Here is an 18,120-nt window from a genome sequence, read left to right on the forward strand (position 1 = left end):
AACTGATTGAATCTAATACTTATTTACTTATCAAAAATTAATTTTATTTGAAGAGAATATATTCAATTAATATATCAAAAGTTTATGATATTGAAAAGCTAATTACAAATTATACATAAACACTGACCAGCCCAAATATTATGACGTTAACACTATTGAATAATCGTTATCAAGTACTACGCGTGCTTGGTAGTGGCGGTTTTGGGGAAACTTTTTTGGCTGAAGATACTCAAATGCCCTCTAGCCGCCGTTGCGTAATTAAGCAACTGAAACCTGTAGCGAATAATCCGCAGGTTTACCAATTAATTCAGCAACGATTTCAACAGGAAGCAGCCATCTTAGAAGAATTAGGCGATCGCAGCAATCAAATTCCTAAGTTATATGCTTACTTTGTCGAGAATGGGCAATTTTATTTAGTACAGGAATATATTGAAGGTAACACTTTAACTCAAATCATTAAACAGCAAGGATTGCTGAGTGAAAGTGCAGTCAAGGATATTTTAATTAATATTTTACCAGTGCTAGAGTTTGTTCATAGCAAGCGCATTGTACATCGAGATATTAAACCAGATAATATAATTTTGCGGTTTGCAGATAGCAAACCAATTTTAATTGACTTCGGTGCAGTCAAAGTATCAATGGGTACAATTATGACTGCTTCTGGTAATTCCAGTCAGTCCATTGTCATTGGTACGCCAGGGTTTATGCCTATGGAACAATCAGTAGGCAGACCAGTTTTTTCTAGTGATTTGTATAGTTTAGCACTGACAGCTATTTATTTACTGACAGGCAAATTACCCTCAGAATTTCCTACAGATCATGGTACAGGGGACATTCTGTGGCGAAATGCTGTCCCGAATACCAGTGCAGATTTTGCGGTTGTTTTGGATAAAGCAATACAACAATCACCACGCGATCGCTATCTCAGCGCCAGAGATATGCTAGCAGCATTGCAGACTCCAGCTGCACCCACTGTACCGATTATCGCGCCCACAATCATCACTACACCAACTCCACCAGTTTCTCCTGGCTATGCAGAAATACCAACAGTCGCCGCATCGCCAGCACCGCAATATCAACCGCCAACTCCTCCCCCCTCGCCTTTGCCTTATCCCAATCCACCCTTACCTACTAGCCAAGGTTTAGGAACTTGGCAACAAGGTGTAATTATTGGTGGTGCCATAGGTATAGTTGTGGTTGGTGGTTTATGGTTAGTGCAAGGAAAATTATCTAATCAACCACAGCCAGTAGCCAGTGTTTCCCCTTCTAGTTCACCTTCTGTTTCTCCACAAATCACAGATACAGAAATCTCATCAGGTAATTCTTCAACTAAAACTAACACAGATACATCATCAGGTAATTCTTCAACGAAAACTAACACAGATACACCAGTTGTTAAACCTACTACTAAAGCAGTAATTCCTGTTCAAACAAATACCCCAATTCCCAGTCCTCAAACAACCGAAAACCCTGCAGATACAATCGAAGTATTGACAGAAGCCGAAGCCAAAAATTTAATTAATAACTGGCTACAAGCAAAAAAAGTCATGTTTGCACCTCCCTACAATTCTCAGCCAGCAGAGGAATTAACTACGGGGAAACAATATCAACAAGTTGCGGGATATAATGGCTCAATTAATTCTCTCAAAACTGACGGTCATTATTACAAATATGGCTTACAACAAATTGACAGCGTAGATGATTTCTTCGTTGAAGGCAACGAAGCCATTATTCAAGTAAAAGTTACTGAAGACCGGAAGCTTTTTGATAGAAATGGCAATATATTACCTAAAGAAACCGACTTTAAAACTAGAACAGTGCGCTATGAATTAGAACTTGTAGACCAGCGCTGGAAAATATCTGCTACTGAAATAATTACCAAATAATTATGAGATTTTTCTCTAAGTTACCTTATCTTGCCCGCATTTTAATTATTGCCACAATTGTTGCCTTTAGTATAGTAATTTGTGGGACATTAATGATGCGATTTTCAGCATCAAATCCAGCAGTTCAAGCTACCACTGCACCCCCTACACCGAGTGTAGTTACTACTCAACCAACATCACAACCAACATCAGATTTACCTGCAATACCAACAGCAGCTTTACCGACGAATTCCACTCCTCTAAAAGTAGCTAGAACTAGTTCAGTTAATCAAAAAGTCAACTCTAATCAGCTAGCTTATGGGCATTTTCCCTATACACAAGCAAATTCCAATCAAATGACGCTAGTTGGTAGTTATGCTAGTGGTGCAGATCAGCGCTTTGAATCTTTAAATATTGAAGCTGTACAAGCATTTATGAAAATGACTTATGCAGCTAGAGAAGTAGGCGTTTGGATTATTCCTGTATCTGGATTTCGCACTATCGAACAACAACAAAAGTTATTTCTACAACAAATTAAGCGCCGGGGTTCTGAAAAAGAAGCTGCAAAAATTAGCGCACCACCAGGTTACAGCGAACACCATACAGGCTTTGCTTTAGATTTAACAGATGGTAAATTTCCCAAACAAGATATTACTTTAGCATTTGAAAATACAGATGCTTATCGTTGGTTGACTAGCCACGCTAAAGAATTTGGCTTTGAATTATCGTTTCCTCGTAACAATTCTCAAGGTGTAAGTTTTGAGCCTTGGCACTGGCGATATGTAGGTTCAGCACCTGCAACTGCTGTATTTGCGAATGCTAGAAATCAACGATAATTAAAAAATATCCTATCGCTAGGGGTAGCAGAAGGAGAGAAAGAATTTGCTCAATCAGCTAAAAAATATCTCAATTACATAACTACCCTTCAAGGTATCCTTTCATCATTATTCATTCGTCATTTGTATTGGCAAAGGATCAGGAACAAACGACAAATAATTTCATGTCCGTTTGAACACTTATCATATCTTTGAAAGTTGGTAATGGGTAATGGGAAAGAAAAATACAGTTTACCAATTACCAATTACCAATTACCAATTACCAATTACCAAGGCAATCTCACTTCCTAGTTTTTTCTTTATATATATAGCTATAGAGTAATTATTATAATTTGTGAAATCTCACATCAGGGATTATTGATGGTCAACTATTCACAGTCAACCATCAAAACCGATCCTAAATTATTGTTGAGGATTGTTTACTATTCGACAACGAGATATTAAAGTTATCTTTACCTATTTGTTGTTTAGCAGAGTTTACTGTTAAATAAAATTACTTATCCGTATTATTTCTTAGTCTTTCTCAATAACCAAATAGTATTTTTTATATTTCTTAGTTATTGAATAGCTGTGATATGTGATTAAAAGCCAGTTAATCCATAATCTGGCTACTATTACCACATCACCAATCACTGCAATTACCCTGATTTTTGGTTAAAGACTGAGTAATGGAATGAAGTGTTGCTTTACTCAGTGAAAACTTTACATAAACTTGACAAAAAAATTACCAAATTCAGTAGAGAATTTAAAAAATACAACTTACGCATTGACAGTAAATACCCAATATCTCAATATGAGATGTAGGTATCAGGAATTAGAACCTTATTTTTCAACAATTTTTTAGCACTGAGTGAAATCTATCTGAAGGTTACTATCAAACGCCTGAAACTACTAAATTGGGTTCACATACAATTAAGATTTCCAATTTGGACAATGCGTAATTTTTCACGATAGTGCTTCTCCTTGGGGTGAAATGAACTCTAAATAAGCACTAAAAAATAGGAGTTAGAAGTTACACGGGTGTGTTTATACTACGTGAAAATTGCTATGGGGAATTTAGCTTAAGCTTCTCCAAATCTTTTTTCTGTCGAATCATTGCTTGTTACATCTTGGATGCAGAAATATGGTCTACAGAGCTTATAATCGCCGTCAATTTATTCAAACAGCTGCTTTCTTTTCTGCTGGTTTAGCAACCTCAGTGGTTACTTCTCGTAAAACTCTTGCTGATGAGCTTGATTACCAGGCTATTGTCATTGGTAGTGGATATGGAGGAGCCATAGCTTCTTTACGTTTAGGACAAGCTGGTGTAAAAACTCTGATTATCGAGCGAGGAAGACGCTGGCCAATTAAGAATGTTCAACCTGGTCTCAACTCACAAGACTATACTTTTGCTAATTTCGATTTAGTTAATCCCGATAAGCGCTCTACTTGGCTGAGTTCAACAACTGTGTTTGGAACTCCAACACCACAAGTATATACAGGCGTTTTTGAAACTCTTGTAGAAACAGGAATTACTGTTGTTAATGGTGCTGGCTTTGGTGGAGGTTCACTGGTTAATAATGCTATTGCTTATCAACCAAAAAAAGAGATATTCTATCGAGTTTTTAATCGAAAATTAGTTGATTATGACGAACTAGATTCTGTTTACTATCCCAGAGTCAAACAGATGCTGCAACCATCGCCAATCCCCCGTGATGTTTTAAAGACTAAATATTATGGCAAAACAAGATTCTTTATAGAAAATGCTCGTAGAGCAGGCTATAACAGTTTCTTGTTAGATTTGGCAGTAGATTGGAACAAAGTTCGGGATGAAATCAAAGGCACAAGAGTAGCTTCTGTAATTGATGGACAAAACTGGTGGGGTGTTAATAGTGGAGCTAAAAATAGCTTAGATAATAACTATCTACGACAGGCAGAATATACAGGTAATATAGATGTTCTGACTTTACATATAGTTACTGAAATTGCCGAAATTCCTGGCGAAAAGCGAGGGTATCGCATCACTTGCAATAAAATTGATGAATTTGGGAACGTGATGGGTTCTCCAGTAACTTTAACTTGTCGTTATTTATTCATGGCGGCTGGTTCTGTTGGTACTTCCAAATTATTGGTTAAAGCTAAAGCTAAAGGCACATTACCTAAATTGAATCAGTTTGTTGGTCAATTTTGGGGAACTAATGGAGACAACATCACAACCAGAACAGAGTTAGGTACTGTATCAGGTAATGGTGGAACTGCAGGTGCTGTGATTGAACAACTTAATGCTCCTGTGCCTTTTGTGGTTGAAAGTCTGGAACTAGCAATTAGTCCTGATGGTACACAAACTTGCTTGGGTCTAGGCCTAACGCCTCCAGCAGGCAGATTTGAATATAATGCAACTACAGATTCTGTCAACTTAATTTGGGATCAAAGTGCAGATGAACAAATTATTAGTAGCACAGAAACCTTGTTCCAAAATCTTGACCAATACGCTAATTTCAATGGCAATAATTTTGGCAGAAAACCCAAACATCGTGGGCACCGAGGAATGATACCACGTCAACATATATCTTCTCCAAATTATCCAACACCATCAGCAGATTCTCAAAATAATGATGCTGCTATTACTGGACATCCTTTAGGAGGATGTGTCATCGGGAAAGCTTGTGATTCCTATGGCCGAGTTTTGGGTTATAAAGGACTCTATGTTGTTGATGGTGCCCTAATTCCCGGCTCAACAGCTTGTACCAATCCTTTCTTGACCATTAGCGCCATAGCAGAACGTTGCATGGACAAGATTATTAAACGAGATATATTCAAAAGTTAAGCAGTTTTTGCACTTTTGGCCTGTTATAGCTCCAGCATAGCTGTCTTCCAATACAGTTTGGTTAAGGGGCAAAGGGAAAAGGGGGAAAGGATTGAATTCACCCTTACCCATTACCCTTTTCCCAAATCATGAGGGAGATACAAAATACTTATCCGAACCGTATTTAGCTGCCTTCTTCAATTACTGATTGGAGACAGACTCCAAGTACTGGAGAAATGATTAGCCTTCAATAGGTCTTGAGAGGAAGTCCGACATTTGCAGAGATGAGAAGAAAAGCGATCGCATATCATCTTCGCGATCGCTTTTTCCATCACTAGTAAATCAAAACATTTTTCAACACACGAAACATCTACTCGATAGTCAAATTCTACCTATGACCAATTAGCACAAACGAGGTAAAGTATACAACAAACACCCTTTTTCTGACTGGCTCACGCCAATTTATGCAAACCCTGCTGAACAATCGCTATCAAGTTATTCAAACTTTAGGAGGCGGTGGATTTGGAGAGACTTTCTTAGCAGAAGATACCCAAATGCCATCCAAGCGTCGTTGTGTAATTAAACTACTCAAACCAATTCAAAACAACCCCCAGATTTATCAACTGGTAAGAGAACGTTTTCAAAGAGAAGCCGCAATTTTAGAAGATTTGGGTGGCGCTACCGACCAAATTCCCTCTTTATATGCTTATTTTCAGTCAGAAGGGCAATTTTATGTCGTACAAGAGTTAATTGAAGGGCAAACTCTCACAGCGAAACTCAAACAGCAGGGATTATTAAGCGAAAGTTCAGTTAAGGAAATATTAGTAAATTTATTACCAGTATTAGAGTATATCCACTCAAAGCGGATCATTCACCGCGATATCAAGCCGGATAATATTATTTTGCGTGGGCGAGACAATAAACCTGTACTGATTGACTTTGGTGCAGTGCGGGAAACAATGGGAACAGTACTAAATTCCCAAGGTAATCCTACCAGTTCAATTGTAATTGGCACACCAGGATATATGCCCAGCGAGCAAGCAATGGGTAGGCCAGTGTTTTCCAGTGATTTATTTAGTTTAGGCATGACAGCAATTTATTTGCTAACCGGGAAACAACCGCAAGAATTAGAAACAGATCCGCGCACAGGGGAAATTATTTGGTCTCATCATGCTTTAAGTGTCAGTCCCACATTTGCAGGAGTGATAGATAAAGCGATCGCCTATCATCCCCGCGATCGCTTCGCCACAGCTAGAGAAATGCTCCAAGCCTTGCAAATTGGGGCAAATACCTTTCCGCCAACTGTCCCTTATGTACCACCAACAGTAGCCAATACACCAGCAGCAACTCACCCTTATGCTCAACCACCAGTAGCCAACACACCAGCACCTACTCAATATACAATCCCTGTTAGTCCAGGGGTTTCTCATCAACCCAATACAATTCCTGCTAATCCACCGCCATCTTATCAACCTAGCAATTCCAGCAATGGACAAAGAGGAGTTTTTATTGCCAGTTTAATCGCCGGTGGTTTGATTGGCGCTGCCATAATTATTGCTTTTGCGCTTCACAACAACAAACAACCCCAAATTCTAGGCGAATCAACACCCGCAGCCACGGAATCTAACACAATCCGCAATCAGCCTCAGGAAACTGCAACACCAACAACAAGCGATCGCCCATCACCAGAAGCCGCAATCCAAAATTATTACGCCAATATTAATCAAGGACAATTTCAAACTTCTTGGAATCTGCTAACCCCCAGCTTACAAAATAATCGCAAACTCCACCCTAATGGTTATCTTTCCTATATAGATTGGTGGGGAGGTAGAGTGCAAAGCGTCGATGTCACACAAGTGAGTTTAGTACAAGCGAACGCAGAAACAGCCACCGTTGATGCAAGTATGCAATACTACCTCAAAAACGGCAAAGTAACCCCAGCTTCTGTGCGCTTTTCTCTATTATGGGATGCTCAAAATAGCAGATGGGTTGTTAGTGATGCCCAGTAAATTGATTCATGGAAAGCGCCGGAAAACTCCATCCTCTTGAAGATGGAGTTTTTTATTAACGCTGTTAACCAAATTTTGTCAAGCCATGTTGACTTTTTGTAACAATCCTGTTAAATTAGTTTACATAAGTTAATAAACAAGCGATAAAAAAAACTATGTACACCACAGTTAATGAAGACGGCGTTCTCAACAACTATCCAACTGAACCCCAGGTATATTGCGCTGAATACCCAGCAATTTGGGAACAACGCAACTACCTGATACAAGGTGCAATTGCAACTATGTTTGTTTCTGCGGTTATGTGGGTTGCTTTTGCAGTTAGCTAAAATTTTTTAATTTCGGTATCGGTATATCCCATCACATTTAAATTTCTCTCTCTGACCTCAGCTACCAAGCTGGGTCTTTTTGTTGCTGTTGAGTCAATACTACTCGGTTAAGGTTTTGGGAAAAAGGTGAAAGGTTAAAGGTGAAGGGTTAAAGGTTTTTTCTTTCCCATTTCCCTTTAACCCTGAACTGACAAGTATTGAAGTCTATACCAATTTAAAAAAGAATCCAATAGCGAAACCCAACAGCAAAGCGGTGTTTTTGCAATACTGCTCGGTTAAGGATTTTAAACTCTTAATTTGGTTTGGGGAAAAGGTGAAAGGGTAAGGGTTAAAGGTTTATTTCTTGCCCCTTTTCCCCTTCCCCTTTTCCCCTTAACCGACAAGTATTGGGTGTTGTTGGGTTTCGGGCTTCAAATCGGTATTAGTTGATATCAATTTAAAAAAGAATGCGACAGATGGTAGGGGCATGGCAATGCCCATTGGTGTCAACTTAAGCTAAAAGCGATATAGGGCAGGCGTTGTACAAATACCTCGCGCCCTCATCCCCTAACCCCTTCTCCCCCTGGAGAAGGAGAACTAAATCTCTTGCTCCCTTCTCCCTGTGGGAGAGGGGCACAGGGTGAGGGCGAAACCTTGCAACCAAGAGGGTTTCACGTTAAGTTCACACGTATGGGCATTGCCATGCCCTCTAGAATATATTGATATGCCGCAAACACTATTTAAATTGGTATGACAAGGTGCGATCGCTCTATACTTTTAGCAATTTATTTACACTAACGCTAAAAGCGCCCTCCCAATTGGGAGGGCGCTTTCAATTCACAGAGAAGCTATTACTTGATTGCTCAGAAATTAGCCGTTGATAGCAGGAGCAGTTAGTGCAACAGGTGCTTGCTCGCCAGCAGCCAAGTCTAAGGGGAAGTTGTGAGCGTTACGCTCGTGCATTACTTCCATACCCAAGTTAGCGCGGTTGATGATATCAGCCCAGGTGTTAACTACACGACCTTGAGAGTCAATCACTGATTGGTTGAAGTTGAAACCGTTCAAGTTGAACGCCATTGTGCTTACGCCCAATGCGGTGAACCAGATACCGACTACTGGCCATGCAGCCAAGAAGAAGTGTAAAGAACGGCTGTTGTTGAAGGATGCGTATTGGAAGATTAAGCGACCAAAGTAACCGTGTGCAGCTACGATGTTGTAGGTTTCTTCCTCTTGACCGAACTTGTAACCGTAGTTTTGAGATTCGTTCTCGGTGGTTTCACGAACCAAGGAAGAGGTTACTAGAGAACCGTGCATTGCAGAGAACAAGCTACCGCCGAATACACCAGCCACACCTAACATGTGGAAGGGGTGCATGAGGATGTTGTGTTCTGCTTGGAACACGATCATGAAGTTGAAGGTACCAGAGATACCCAAAGGCATACCATCAGAGAAGGAACCTTGACCAATGGGGTAGATCAAGAATACTGCTGTTGCTGCTGCTACTGGTGCAGAGAATGCTAGGCATATCCAAGGACGCATACCCAAGCGGTAAGACAATTCCCACTCACGACCGAGGTAGCAGAATACACCGATTAAGAAGTGGAAAATTACCAATTGGTAAGGGCCGCCGTTGTACAACCACTCATCTAAGGAAGCTGCTTCCCAGATGGGGTAGAAGTGCAAACCAATAGCGTTGGAAGAAGGAACAACTGCACCAGAGACGATGTTGTTTCCGTAGATTAAGGAACCTGCAACAGGTTCACGGATACCATCGATGTCTACTGGAGGCGCTGCGATGAATGCGATTACGAAGCAAGCGGTTGCAGCTAGTAGGGTTGGGATCATGAGGACACCGAACCAACCGATGTATAAACGGTTATTGGTGCTGGTAATCAATTCGCAGAAGCGATCCCATACGTTAGCGCTAGAGCGCTGTTGTAAGGTTGCTGTCATTGTTTTATGATTGCGGTTATATGTTATGTATGAATTAGGCGTGTTCTTGCCTATGTGAGTAATTTACACTGCTTTACAAAAGTTAATCAAGTACTTTAACTTTTGTAAATGTAATAAAACATATTAGTTCTACTTATTTAAAAGTCAGATATCTTTCAGATCTCAGGATAGTAGTGCTTTTGGCACTAATAATTAGCTTTAATCACAATTCAGCACGATAGTAGCGAGCAGAGATGATAAGAGCGTTTCAATCCCTAATAGGGATTAGTGTTAATTGCAATAACCTGGGTATTGCGTTATCTGTGGTACCTATATCGGTGTTTCAATCCCTAATAGGGATTAGTGTTAATTGCAATAAGAAATCGTAACCCGTTAACTTTTCTAATTCATCGTTTCAATCCCTAATAGGGATTAGTGTTAATTGCAATGAGAAAGATTTTTACCAGGTATTCACAATTGGCAATTGTTTCAATCCCTAATAGGGATTAGTGTTAATTGCAATCTTAATCTGCTTTTGAAGAGTTCGCAAAAAAAAAGCTGTTGGGTTTCAATCCCTAATAGGGATTAGTGTTAATTGCAATCGGCATTGACATACTCCCCAGCCTGAAGGCATGGGGATTCTAGCTTCAGACAGCGATTGCTGGCGTAGCCAGTCTGACATCACCTAAGCCAACAGTCGATGCCCCGACTGCACAAATATTGCGACTAGCGTTTTCGTCTCTTCCATTAACTGACTGACAGGAAGGACAACGCCACTCTCTAACTGACAAATCAAGACTTTCTAGAATATGTTTACAATTAGAGCATGTCTTGCTACTTGGATACCACTGGTCGATAAAGACAACCAGTTTATTCTTCTTCTTGGCAACCCATTCTAGGATTTGCAGAAACTCACCAAACGCTAAGTCTGATATTTGCCTGCCCCAAAGACGTTGCATTCCTTTGAGATTTAAAGTCTCAAAACAGAGAATATCGAACCTATCTGTTAGCTCATGAGCTAATTTCCAGAACCAATCACGCCGACGGTTGGAAATATCTTCATGCTTGCGTACTAAATTCTTTCTGGCTCGTTCTCTGTTAGATGAGCCTTTTAGCTTTTTGGAATGCCGCGAACTTGCTTTTTTAATGGCGCTTAGGGATTGCTTGAAAAATTGGGGCGATTCAATTTTAGTGCCGTCTGAGCAAGTGAGGAATGTCTTTAACCCAAAATCAAAGCCAGCGATTTTACCCGTCTTAACTTCAACTTCTGAGCTACCCTCATCAACAACCAAAACCATAAATAACTCACCTAACGGGGTGCGTTTAATAGTTAGGGTTTTGACTGTTCCCTCAATTTCTCTGGACTTCCAAAACTGGTAAACTCGACTACCAATTTTTACCCTATTTCCACCCAAAAACTTATAACCTGCCTGCTTAAGGGTGAACGATTTGTATTTCTTGACCTTCTTAAATCCTGGTGGTCTTACTCCTTTGTTATTGTGTTTGAAAAACAATTGGTAAGCTTTCTCAATGCGTTGACAAATATCTTGTGCTGCTTGAGAACCTACTGATTGCCAAAAAGAATTACGCTTTCTTAATTTGGCGATATGAGCCTGAAGTTTTGCACAGTTTAAATGCTTGCCAAACATCCGGTAATACCTTTTATGTAGAGCAATGCAATGGTTATAAATCACTCCAGCAGCGTTGATTGTGCGCTTGAGGTGTCTATTCCTTTTGTGTTCGTACAATTTAAACTTCAGTGTTTTCATGCTAGTATTATACCATAAAACGACGGCAATATGACGGCATGAAGAAATTAACAGTTCGATGCTCTAATGAAGAGTATGAAACGCTTTTGAAATACTGCGAAGAAACAGATCGCACTCAAAATGACGTACTTAGAGAGATGATCCGGAAGTTGAAGAAAAGCCGTGCTAGAAGCACGGGGCTTTAGACCCAATTTTTTGGTAAATATGATGTGGTGGAGTTCTGCTTTAGTTTCAATCCCTAATAGGGATTAGTGTTAATTGCAATTGTACCTGCTCTGATGCCCCCAGATATTTGCGGGGGTTTCAATCCCTAATAGGGATTAGTGTTAATTGCAATTTTGCTGTATTATTGGGGTAGTGTATTATTCAAAGTTTCAATCCCTAATAGGGATTAGTGTTAATTGCAATAAGCGGCAGAAGCCGGAAAGCTAGTCTCTATTTGGTTTTCAAGGTTCAGTTTCGCGGATGGGCTAATCATAACACATAAAAATGTCAATTAATTTTTTAAAAAATGCTGAAACTAAGTCTGGGTAAGGTGCGCGGATAGTTTTAATTTAATTTTTATCCAACAGACTGTCCTATAAGGAATACAACTATTTGTTCAACGGCGAGATTTTCTACACCTACCCATCCGCGCATTGAGCTAAAAAATCTTTTGCATTTCAACTTTAACAAACGCTTTAAGCATTTGATAGGCGATCGCACTCGCAAAAATCAGCACTATTTCCACCCGATAAGCTGTTAAGCATTGAAATTGTATAGCCGTACCTCACCAAGTTGCAACTTGCTGTATTTGTCTTGTCAATGTCATAAAATTTTTGTCATAGTCTATCTGGTATACATTGGAAAGGGCAAACTCTAACGACCAGCAATTAGGCATTCACGCTTTTAAAGAGCATGACAATAACCCTTCTCAACAATCGGTATCAAGTTATCCAGGTACTCGGTGCGGGTGGTTTTGGCGAAACCTTTCTGGCAGAGGATACTCATATGCCTTCTCGCCGTCGCTGTGTAATTAAACAGCTAAAGCCCATCAGTAACGATCCGCAAACTTACCAAATCATTCAACAGCGGTTTGAGCGAGAAGCCGCAACTTTAGAGTCCCTGGGTAAAAATAGTGACCAAATTCCGGAACTTTATGCCTATTTTTCGGAAAAGGGGCAATTTTACCTGGTTCAGGAATGGATTCATGGTCAAACCTTGAGAGATATTGTTACAGCTAATGCTCACGTTAGCGAAACGGCTGTGAGGGAAATTCTGTTTAGTCTTTTACCAGTCTTAGAATATATCCACAGCAAAGGTATTATTCATCGGGATATCAAGCCAGATAACATTATTGTTCGTTCTCCTGATAACAAGCCAGTTTTGATTGATTTTGGCGCGGTTAAAGAAACTATCCGTTCTGTGGTGACTTCCCCAGGAATTCATGCAAATTCAATGGTAATTGGTACGCCAGGATATATGTCTAGCGAACAGGCTTTAGGAAGACCAGTGTATGCTACTGACATTTATGGTTTAGGCTTAACGGCAATTTATTTATTAACTGGTAAACAACCCCAAGAACTAGAAACCAATCAACAAACAGGGGAAATCCTCTGGCGAGATGATGCGCCTAATGTGTCGCCTAGTTTAGCTGCAGTATTGGAGCAGTCAGTTAAACCCAATGCTAGCGATCGCTACACCACTGCTAGTAAAATGCTTTATGCTTTGCAGTCTGCTAGCTATATTGCACCAGCCACAGTCACTAGACGGCCTACTACAGCTAACGCATCTATTGGGAAAACTCAGCCATTATACGCACCGCAACCACAAACTATTGCTCCCAGTAATTGGCAAAAACCTGCTGCAATTGTCGGGAGTTTAGTAGTGGGTGGGTTGATTGGTGGATTAATAATTTCTAAGATTACCCGTCAACCAGAAGTGGAAACGCCCATTGTGCAAAATTCCACTCCTTCGCCAGAACCCTCTGCTAGCATTACCCCACTGACTGAAACCCCCACGCCTACACCAACTTCACTCAGTGCATCACCATCACCTGTGGAAGTTGTTCCTGCACCGATTCCCCCTCTCAACCCCAGAGTCGAATCTAATCCCCCAGACACCACAACATCAATCCCAGAGCAAGAGCCTGTAAATTCTGATACTCCTGCACCAGTCGCTACAACTGCACCAGAGTCAAAAGCAGAAAATCCGCCGCCCGTAGTTGCTACACCAGAGGCGCGTTCCACACCAAAGAACAACGATGAGCCTCGTAAATCGGCTAGTAGCAATGTTAGTCAAAGTATTCCGGCATTTCCCACAGGTACTTCTAGAAGCAGCGTAGAAGCTACTCTTGGTAAACCCAAAAAAGATTTAAGAGGAGTGTGGCGCAATACTCGCGCTGTCACCTATAACGTAGTCCCAGACCAAATTGACTTAGGCTACTTATTCGACCGCAAAACCGGAGCGCTGCGCCAAACTGAAGCAGCTTTTGCCCAATCCGTAGACCCCCAAGTCATGCAGAATACTTTAAATGGAATGCTAGGTGGTCAAGCTACAGCAGAAATTAAACAGGGATTACAACAAATACAAAGCCGTCAGTCTGATAGTTTTCAATTTACCCAAGGTGGAGTCAAGGGTCAGATTGTACGGCAAGACTGTGATTTTATTTACATCAGTATTTGGGACGCAGATTTACATGATTTTGTAAGCCCTGCTTCTGCGAAACGGTGTAGCTAGTTTTTAAGAAAGGGAACAGGGAACAGGGAACAGGGAATAGAGAAAAGGTTGTGAATTAAATTTGTTGAAGTATCTCAAGTAGCCTTTATTACGAATTACGAATTACGAACTACGAATTACGAACTACGAATTACGAATTATTTTAAGCATGGCAAAATCCTCTCGTAGCTTGTCACGCTCAAATAACCCAGCCAAGCGATCGCTCCTCAAAAATGCGATCGCACATGGAAAAAACTGGATGGTTTCTCCCCAGGCGATTTCATGGCTACAGTTGGCGAAGATGGCAGGAAAAATGGCGATCGCAGCGACAATTTCTTTAGTGATTGCTCAAGGTTTGCGCTGGGAATATCCGTTTTATGCAGTGATTGCGGCGATTATTGTCATGTCATCAACTCATGGCAGCACTTTAACATTGGGGATACAGCGTTTAATCGGAACCATTATTGGTGCTTTATCTGGAGCCGTTTTTGCTGTTACATTAGGTACTCATCCCTGGTCATTAGGTTTGTGTGTATTTATCACCATCTTTGCTACTTCTTGTGGAAAATTCAACGAAGCTGCAAAGTTAGCGGGGTATGTATCTGCGATCGTCATCTTAAGTTACAATCATTCACCTTGGTTGTACGCCTGGGGTAGGTTACTCGAAACCTTGTTAGGTATTGGTGTGGCGCTATTGGTGAACAAGTTTATTTTTCCGGCTGCTGCTGGTGTACAGTTGCGAGAATGTTTATTTCAAACCTTGGTAGATTTAGAAAAGTTTTACCGATTAGTAGTTAATTGCGCCTTTACAGGAAACTACGATCGCGCTGATGCAGATGCTTTAAAAATTAGTATTATTCGTTCTTTTGGTCAAGGACGGGAACTTTGGAAAGAAGTTAGACAAGGTTTGAGCAATGAACCGCCAGAGATGCGCGTAAATCCAGCTTGGGAATTTCTCATCCGGCGAATTTGGGAGCATATTCTCACAATGGAACATACTGTACTCGCCAGACAACAGGATACATTTTGGCAAATGCTTTCACCCCAACTGACTCCCTTGGCGCAAGAAACTCAAAATGTCATGCTCGTGCTAGCAACAGCCGTAAAATCTCATCAGCCACAATTATCTATTTCAGAGATGGAAGTTGCACTGACAAATGCTACAGAGCAATTCAATCACTTGCAAACAACACAACAGTCAAATTATCCCATTGATGAGTTATTGCGGTTTTTCACCTTCTTTTACATCATGGAAGAGGTAGGGAGAAAGCTGCAAAGAATGGCAGCCACTCTTAATCAAGAATAAAACCTGCATTTCTTGCAAGCGCTGAATTAAGGCTACTCTTTACTAATTAAAAATGCTTGAATTTTATGAACAAAATTTTCTAAATCTTCTATATATTGAGATGTATCTGCCAGTTCTTGATTGTGAGCTAATTGTTCTAAATTTTCTATAGTTTGCTGGATGGCTGTAGCTCCGATATAGGAACTAGAGACTTTTAGCTGAGAAATTGTGTGTACCATTTGCGGAAAATCTCGAGATGCGATCGCAGCTTTGGTTTCCTCTAAATGAGATAGACAATCTTTAACATATATTTGTAATAAATAAAACTCAAATTCTGTATTATTGCCTGATATTTGGTTTAATACTTCCCAATCAATTGGCAGTTCAGATAAATTTTCATTTGTGGTAGTAAATGTTGCCGCAGCAGCCATTTCTTCGGCTGGTGTAAGTATCATGTGACTCCAATGCTCCAGCAATAGTGCCAATTTATCTTTAACTACAGGCTTACTTAAATAATCATCCATCCCTGCATTCAAACAAAGTTGTTTATCTTCTGCCATCGCATTAGCTGTCATGGCAATTACTATAGGTTGGGAATGACTAGCAAAGTAATTTTCTGGTAGCCGACGAATTTCTCTGGTAGTTTCCAAGCCATCAAGAATTGGCATTTGGCAGTCCATGAGAATTAAGTCATAAGGAATTTTTTCTATAAGCTGTAAAACTTCTTCGCCATTGGCAGCAACATCGGCTTCATAGCCTAAACTCTGAAGCTGCTTGAGAGCAACTTTTTGATTTACCCGATTATCTTCTGCTAGCAATAATCTTAACTTGGATTTGGTAGAGCTAGCAATTTTCTTAAGCGGTAATGGACATGAACGTTGTTCAATAGTTGATGGGCTTTCCAAGACATTTAAAATTGTATCAAGCAGTCGAGATGGCTTGACGGGTTTAATTAAATAACTCGCAAATCCGCTTCTACGAGAGTTTTCTAATTCACTCTTTTGATTACTAGAAGTGAGCAGAATTAACGGTATATCAGCAATAATAGGATTTGACTTAATTTGTTGTGCCAGAGTCATGCCATCTGTTTGAGGCATTTGCATATCTATTAAGATGACATGATAGGGGATTCTCAGTAGGGCTGCTTCCTCTAGCATTTGTAGCGCAGTTGCAGCAGAAGGTGCTCCATCTACTTGCATTCCCCAATTGCTAGCTTGATGGTGAATAATTTTGCGATTAGTAGCGTTGTCATCTACTACTAACAAGCGGCGATTTTTCAGCGATTCACGTTCTTTACCTGGTAAAGATGGCTGAGTTTGTTTAGGAAAAGGAACCTCAAACCAAAATTTTGAGCCTTTACCGAGATTGCTTTGTACACCAATTTCTCCGCCCATTAAATTTACTATTTGTTTGCAAATAGCTAATCCCAAACCAGTACCACCATATTGGCGGGTATTAGAAGCATCAACTTGGGTAAATGGTGTAAAGAGTTTGCGCTGTTCTTGTGGAGTAATACCTAATCCAGTATCGATAATTGCAAAGTAAATACTAGCTTGAGTAGCGGTTTCTGCTTTGAGTTCTGCTTGTACTACTACTTCTCCTGTAGCAGTAAACTTAATGGCATTCCCAATCAAATTCATTAAAACTTGTCGCAGACGACTAGCATCACCTTGTAGAAGCGTAGGTACATTGCGATGAATCAATGCTGCGATTTCTAATCCCTTATGATGAGCAAGGGGCGCTAACAAGTCCAAAACTTCTTCAATACATGTAGATAAATCAAAAGCGAGATTTTCTAGCAGCATTTCCCCTGCTTCAAGTTTGGATAAATCCAAAATCTCGTTGATCAAAGATAACAGTGCATCGCCACTTACACGAATTGTTTCTACAAAATCACGCTGTTCTTCATTTAAGGGAGTTTCTAACAGTAACCCAGTCATCCCTAACACAGCATTCATCGGGGTACGAATTTCATGGCTCATGTTTGCTAAAAACATACTTTTAGCTTGAGAAGCCATTTCTGCTTGTTGACGGGCAATTTCTAGCTCTTGACGCTGAAATGTTTCTGCTTCTAGTAATTGAGCTTGGGCTAATGCTACACCGATTTGGTCAGCGAGTGACTGTAACAGCTCAGTTTCCCAACTAGTCCATTGGCGGGGATAGTAACATTGATGGGTGATTAACAATCCCCAAAGTTCGCTTTTGAGAATTATGGGAACAACCAGATTAGCTTTGACAGCAAATTTTTGTAGTAATTGAATATGACAAGGTAGGATATCAGCCTTTTCTATGTCAGTGATGGCGCTAATCCTTCCCTGAGTATATTTTTCCATATAGCCATCTGCAAAACATGGGTCATCAATATTTTGTCCCATCACTACAGGTAACCCAGGAAGTACTGCTTCTTGCACTACAGTTAAAGCACCTTGTGGTTGTATTTGCAAGATTAATGCCCTGTCAGCTTTGAGCAGCTTTTGCACTTCTTTCACACTGTTTTGTAGAATCTCATTGATTTGCAGAGATTCACGAATTTTGAGAGTGAGTTCAGCAAAAAGATGCGATCGCTGACTTTGACGTTTTAATGCTTCTTCTACCTGCTTCCGGGGGCTAATATCTTGATATAACCAGAGATGGCCA

At 40.3% G+C, this 18,120-nt stretch carries 10 protein-coding genes, 1 pseudogene and 1 CRISPR repeat array; of the genes and pseudogenes, 8 read left to right on the top strand and 3 right to left on the bottom strand.

The annotated features are described in order from the left end of the window. Positions 1-140: 140 nt before the first annotated feature. The 5 genes from HGR01_RS34845 (at position 141) to psb34 (ending at position 7,821) form a co-directional block, all read left to right on the top strand. Positions 141-1,886: a protein kinase domain-containing protein gene (locus HGR01_RS34845; protein WP_210403127.1), complete on the top strand. Its 1,746-nt coding sequence runs from the start codon at positions 141-143 to the stop codon at positions 1,884-1,886. A 2-nt stretch (positions 1,887-1,888) separates the two neighbouring features. Continuing rightward, positions 1,889-2,701 carry a D-alanyl-D-alanine carboxypeptidase family protein gene (locus HGR01_RS34850; protein WP_045873336.1) on the top strand — a complete coding sequence of 271 codons (813 nt, stop codon included), beginning with the start codon at positions 1,889-1,891 and terminating at the stop codon, positions 2,699-2,701. A gap of 1,123 nt (positions 2,702-3,824) precedes the next feature. Then, positions 3,825-5,507 (top strand): GMC oxidoreductase, encoded by a 1,683-nt coding sequence (locus HGR01_RS34855; protein WP_045873337.1) that lies wholly within the window; start codon positions 3,825-3,827, stop codon positions 5,505-5,507. Positions 5,508-5,950: 443 nt separating this feature from the next. Next, positions 5,951-7,495, top strand: a complete 1,545-nt coding sequence (locus HGR01_RS34860) for a serine/threonine-protein kinase (protein ID WP_045873338.1) — start codon at positions 5,951-5,953, stop codon at positions 7,493-7,495. Positions 7,496-7,650: 155 nt separating this feature from the next. After that, complete coding sequence (gene psb34 / locus HGR01_RS34865) at positions 7,651-7,821, top strand: photosystem II assembly protein Psb34 (protein ID WP_045873339.1); 171 nt, start codon at positions 7,651-7,653, stop codon at positions 7,819-7,821. 849 nt (positions 7,822-8,670) lie between these two features. On the opposite strand, the gene psbA is transcribed toward psb34, so the two are convergent. Beyond that, positions 8,671-9,753 carry a photosystem II q(b) protein gene (gene psbA / locus HGR01_RS34870; protein ID WP_045867858.1) on the bottom strand — a complete coding sequence of 361 codons (1,083 nt, stop codon included), beginning with the start codon at positions 9,751-9,753 and terminating at the stop codon, positions 8,671-8,673. Positions 9,754-9,997: 244 nt separating this feature from the next. Further along, positions 9,998-10,334: direct repeats of the CRISPR family, unit length 37 nt; unit sequence GTTTCAATCCCTAATAGGGATTAGTGTTAATTGCAAT. Between the two features lie 45 nt (positions 10,335-10,379). Beyond that, positions 10,380-11,501 carry an RNA-guided endonuclease InsQ/TnpB family protein gene (locus HGR01_RS34875; protein ID WP_045867859.1) on the bottom strand — a complete coding sequence of 374 codons (1,122 nt, stop codon included), beginning with the start codon at positions 11,499-11,501 and terminating at the stop codon, positions 10,380-10,382. Between the two features lie 38 nt (positions 11,502-11,539). Here HGR01_RS34875 and HGR01_RS34880 point away from each other — a divergent pair, with 38 nt between their 5' ends. From HGR01_RS34880 to HGR01_RS34890, 3 genes are all read left to right on the top strand, one after another. Then, positions 11,540-11,686: a ribbon-helix-helix protein, CopG family gene (locus tag HGR01_RS34880; RefSeq protein ID WP_045868487.1), complete on the top strand. Its 147-nt coding sequence runs from the start codon at positions 11,540-11,542 to the stop codon at positions 11,684-11,686. A 712-nt stretch (positions 11,687-12,398) separates the two neighbouring features. Then, positions 12,399-14,219: a serine/threonine-protein kinase gene (locus tag HGR01_RS34885; RefSeq protein WP_045873341.1), complete on the top strand. Its 1,821-nt coding sequence runs from the start codon at positions 12,399-12,401 to the stop codon at positions 14,217-14,219. Between the two features lie 148 nt (positions 14,220-14,367). Further along, entirely contained in the window at positions 14,368-15,504 is a 1,137-nt protein-coding gene (locus tag HGR01_RS34890; protein WP_045873342.1) for an FUSC family protein, read from the top strand. Positions 15,505-15,536: 32 nt separating this feature from the next. Here the strand turns inward: HGR01_RS34890 and HGR01_RS34895 are convergent. Further along, positions 15,537-18,086 (bottom strand): annotated as a pseudogene (locus HGR01_RS34895) (response regulator); the annotation flags it as partial. Positions 18,087-18,120: the final 34 nt, after the last annotated feature.

Origin of the sequence: Tolypothrix sp. PCC 7712, assembly GCF_025860405.1 — a bacterium.
Classification (GTDB): Bacteria; Cyanobacteriota; Cyanobacteriia; order Cyanobacteriales; family Nostocaceae; genus Aulosira; species Aulosira diplosiphon.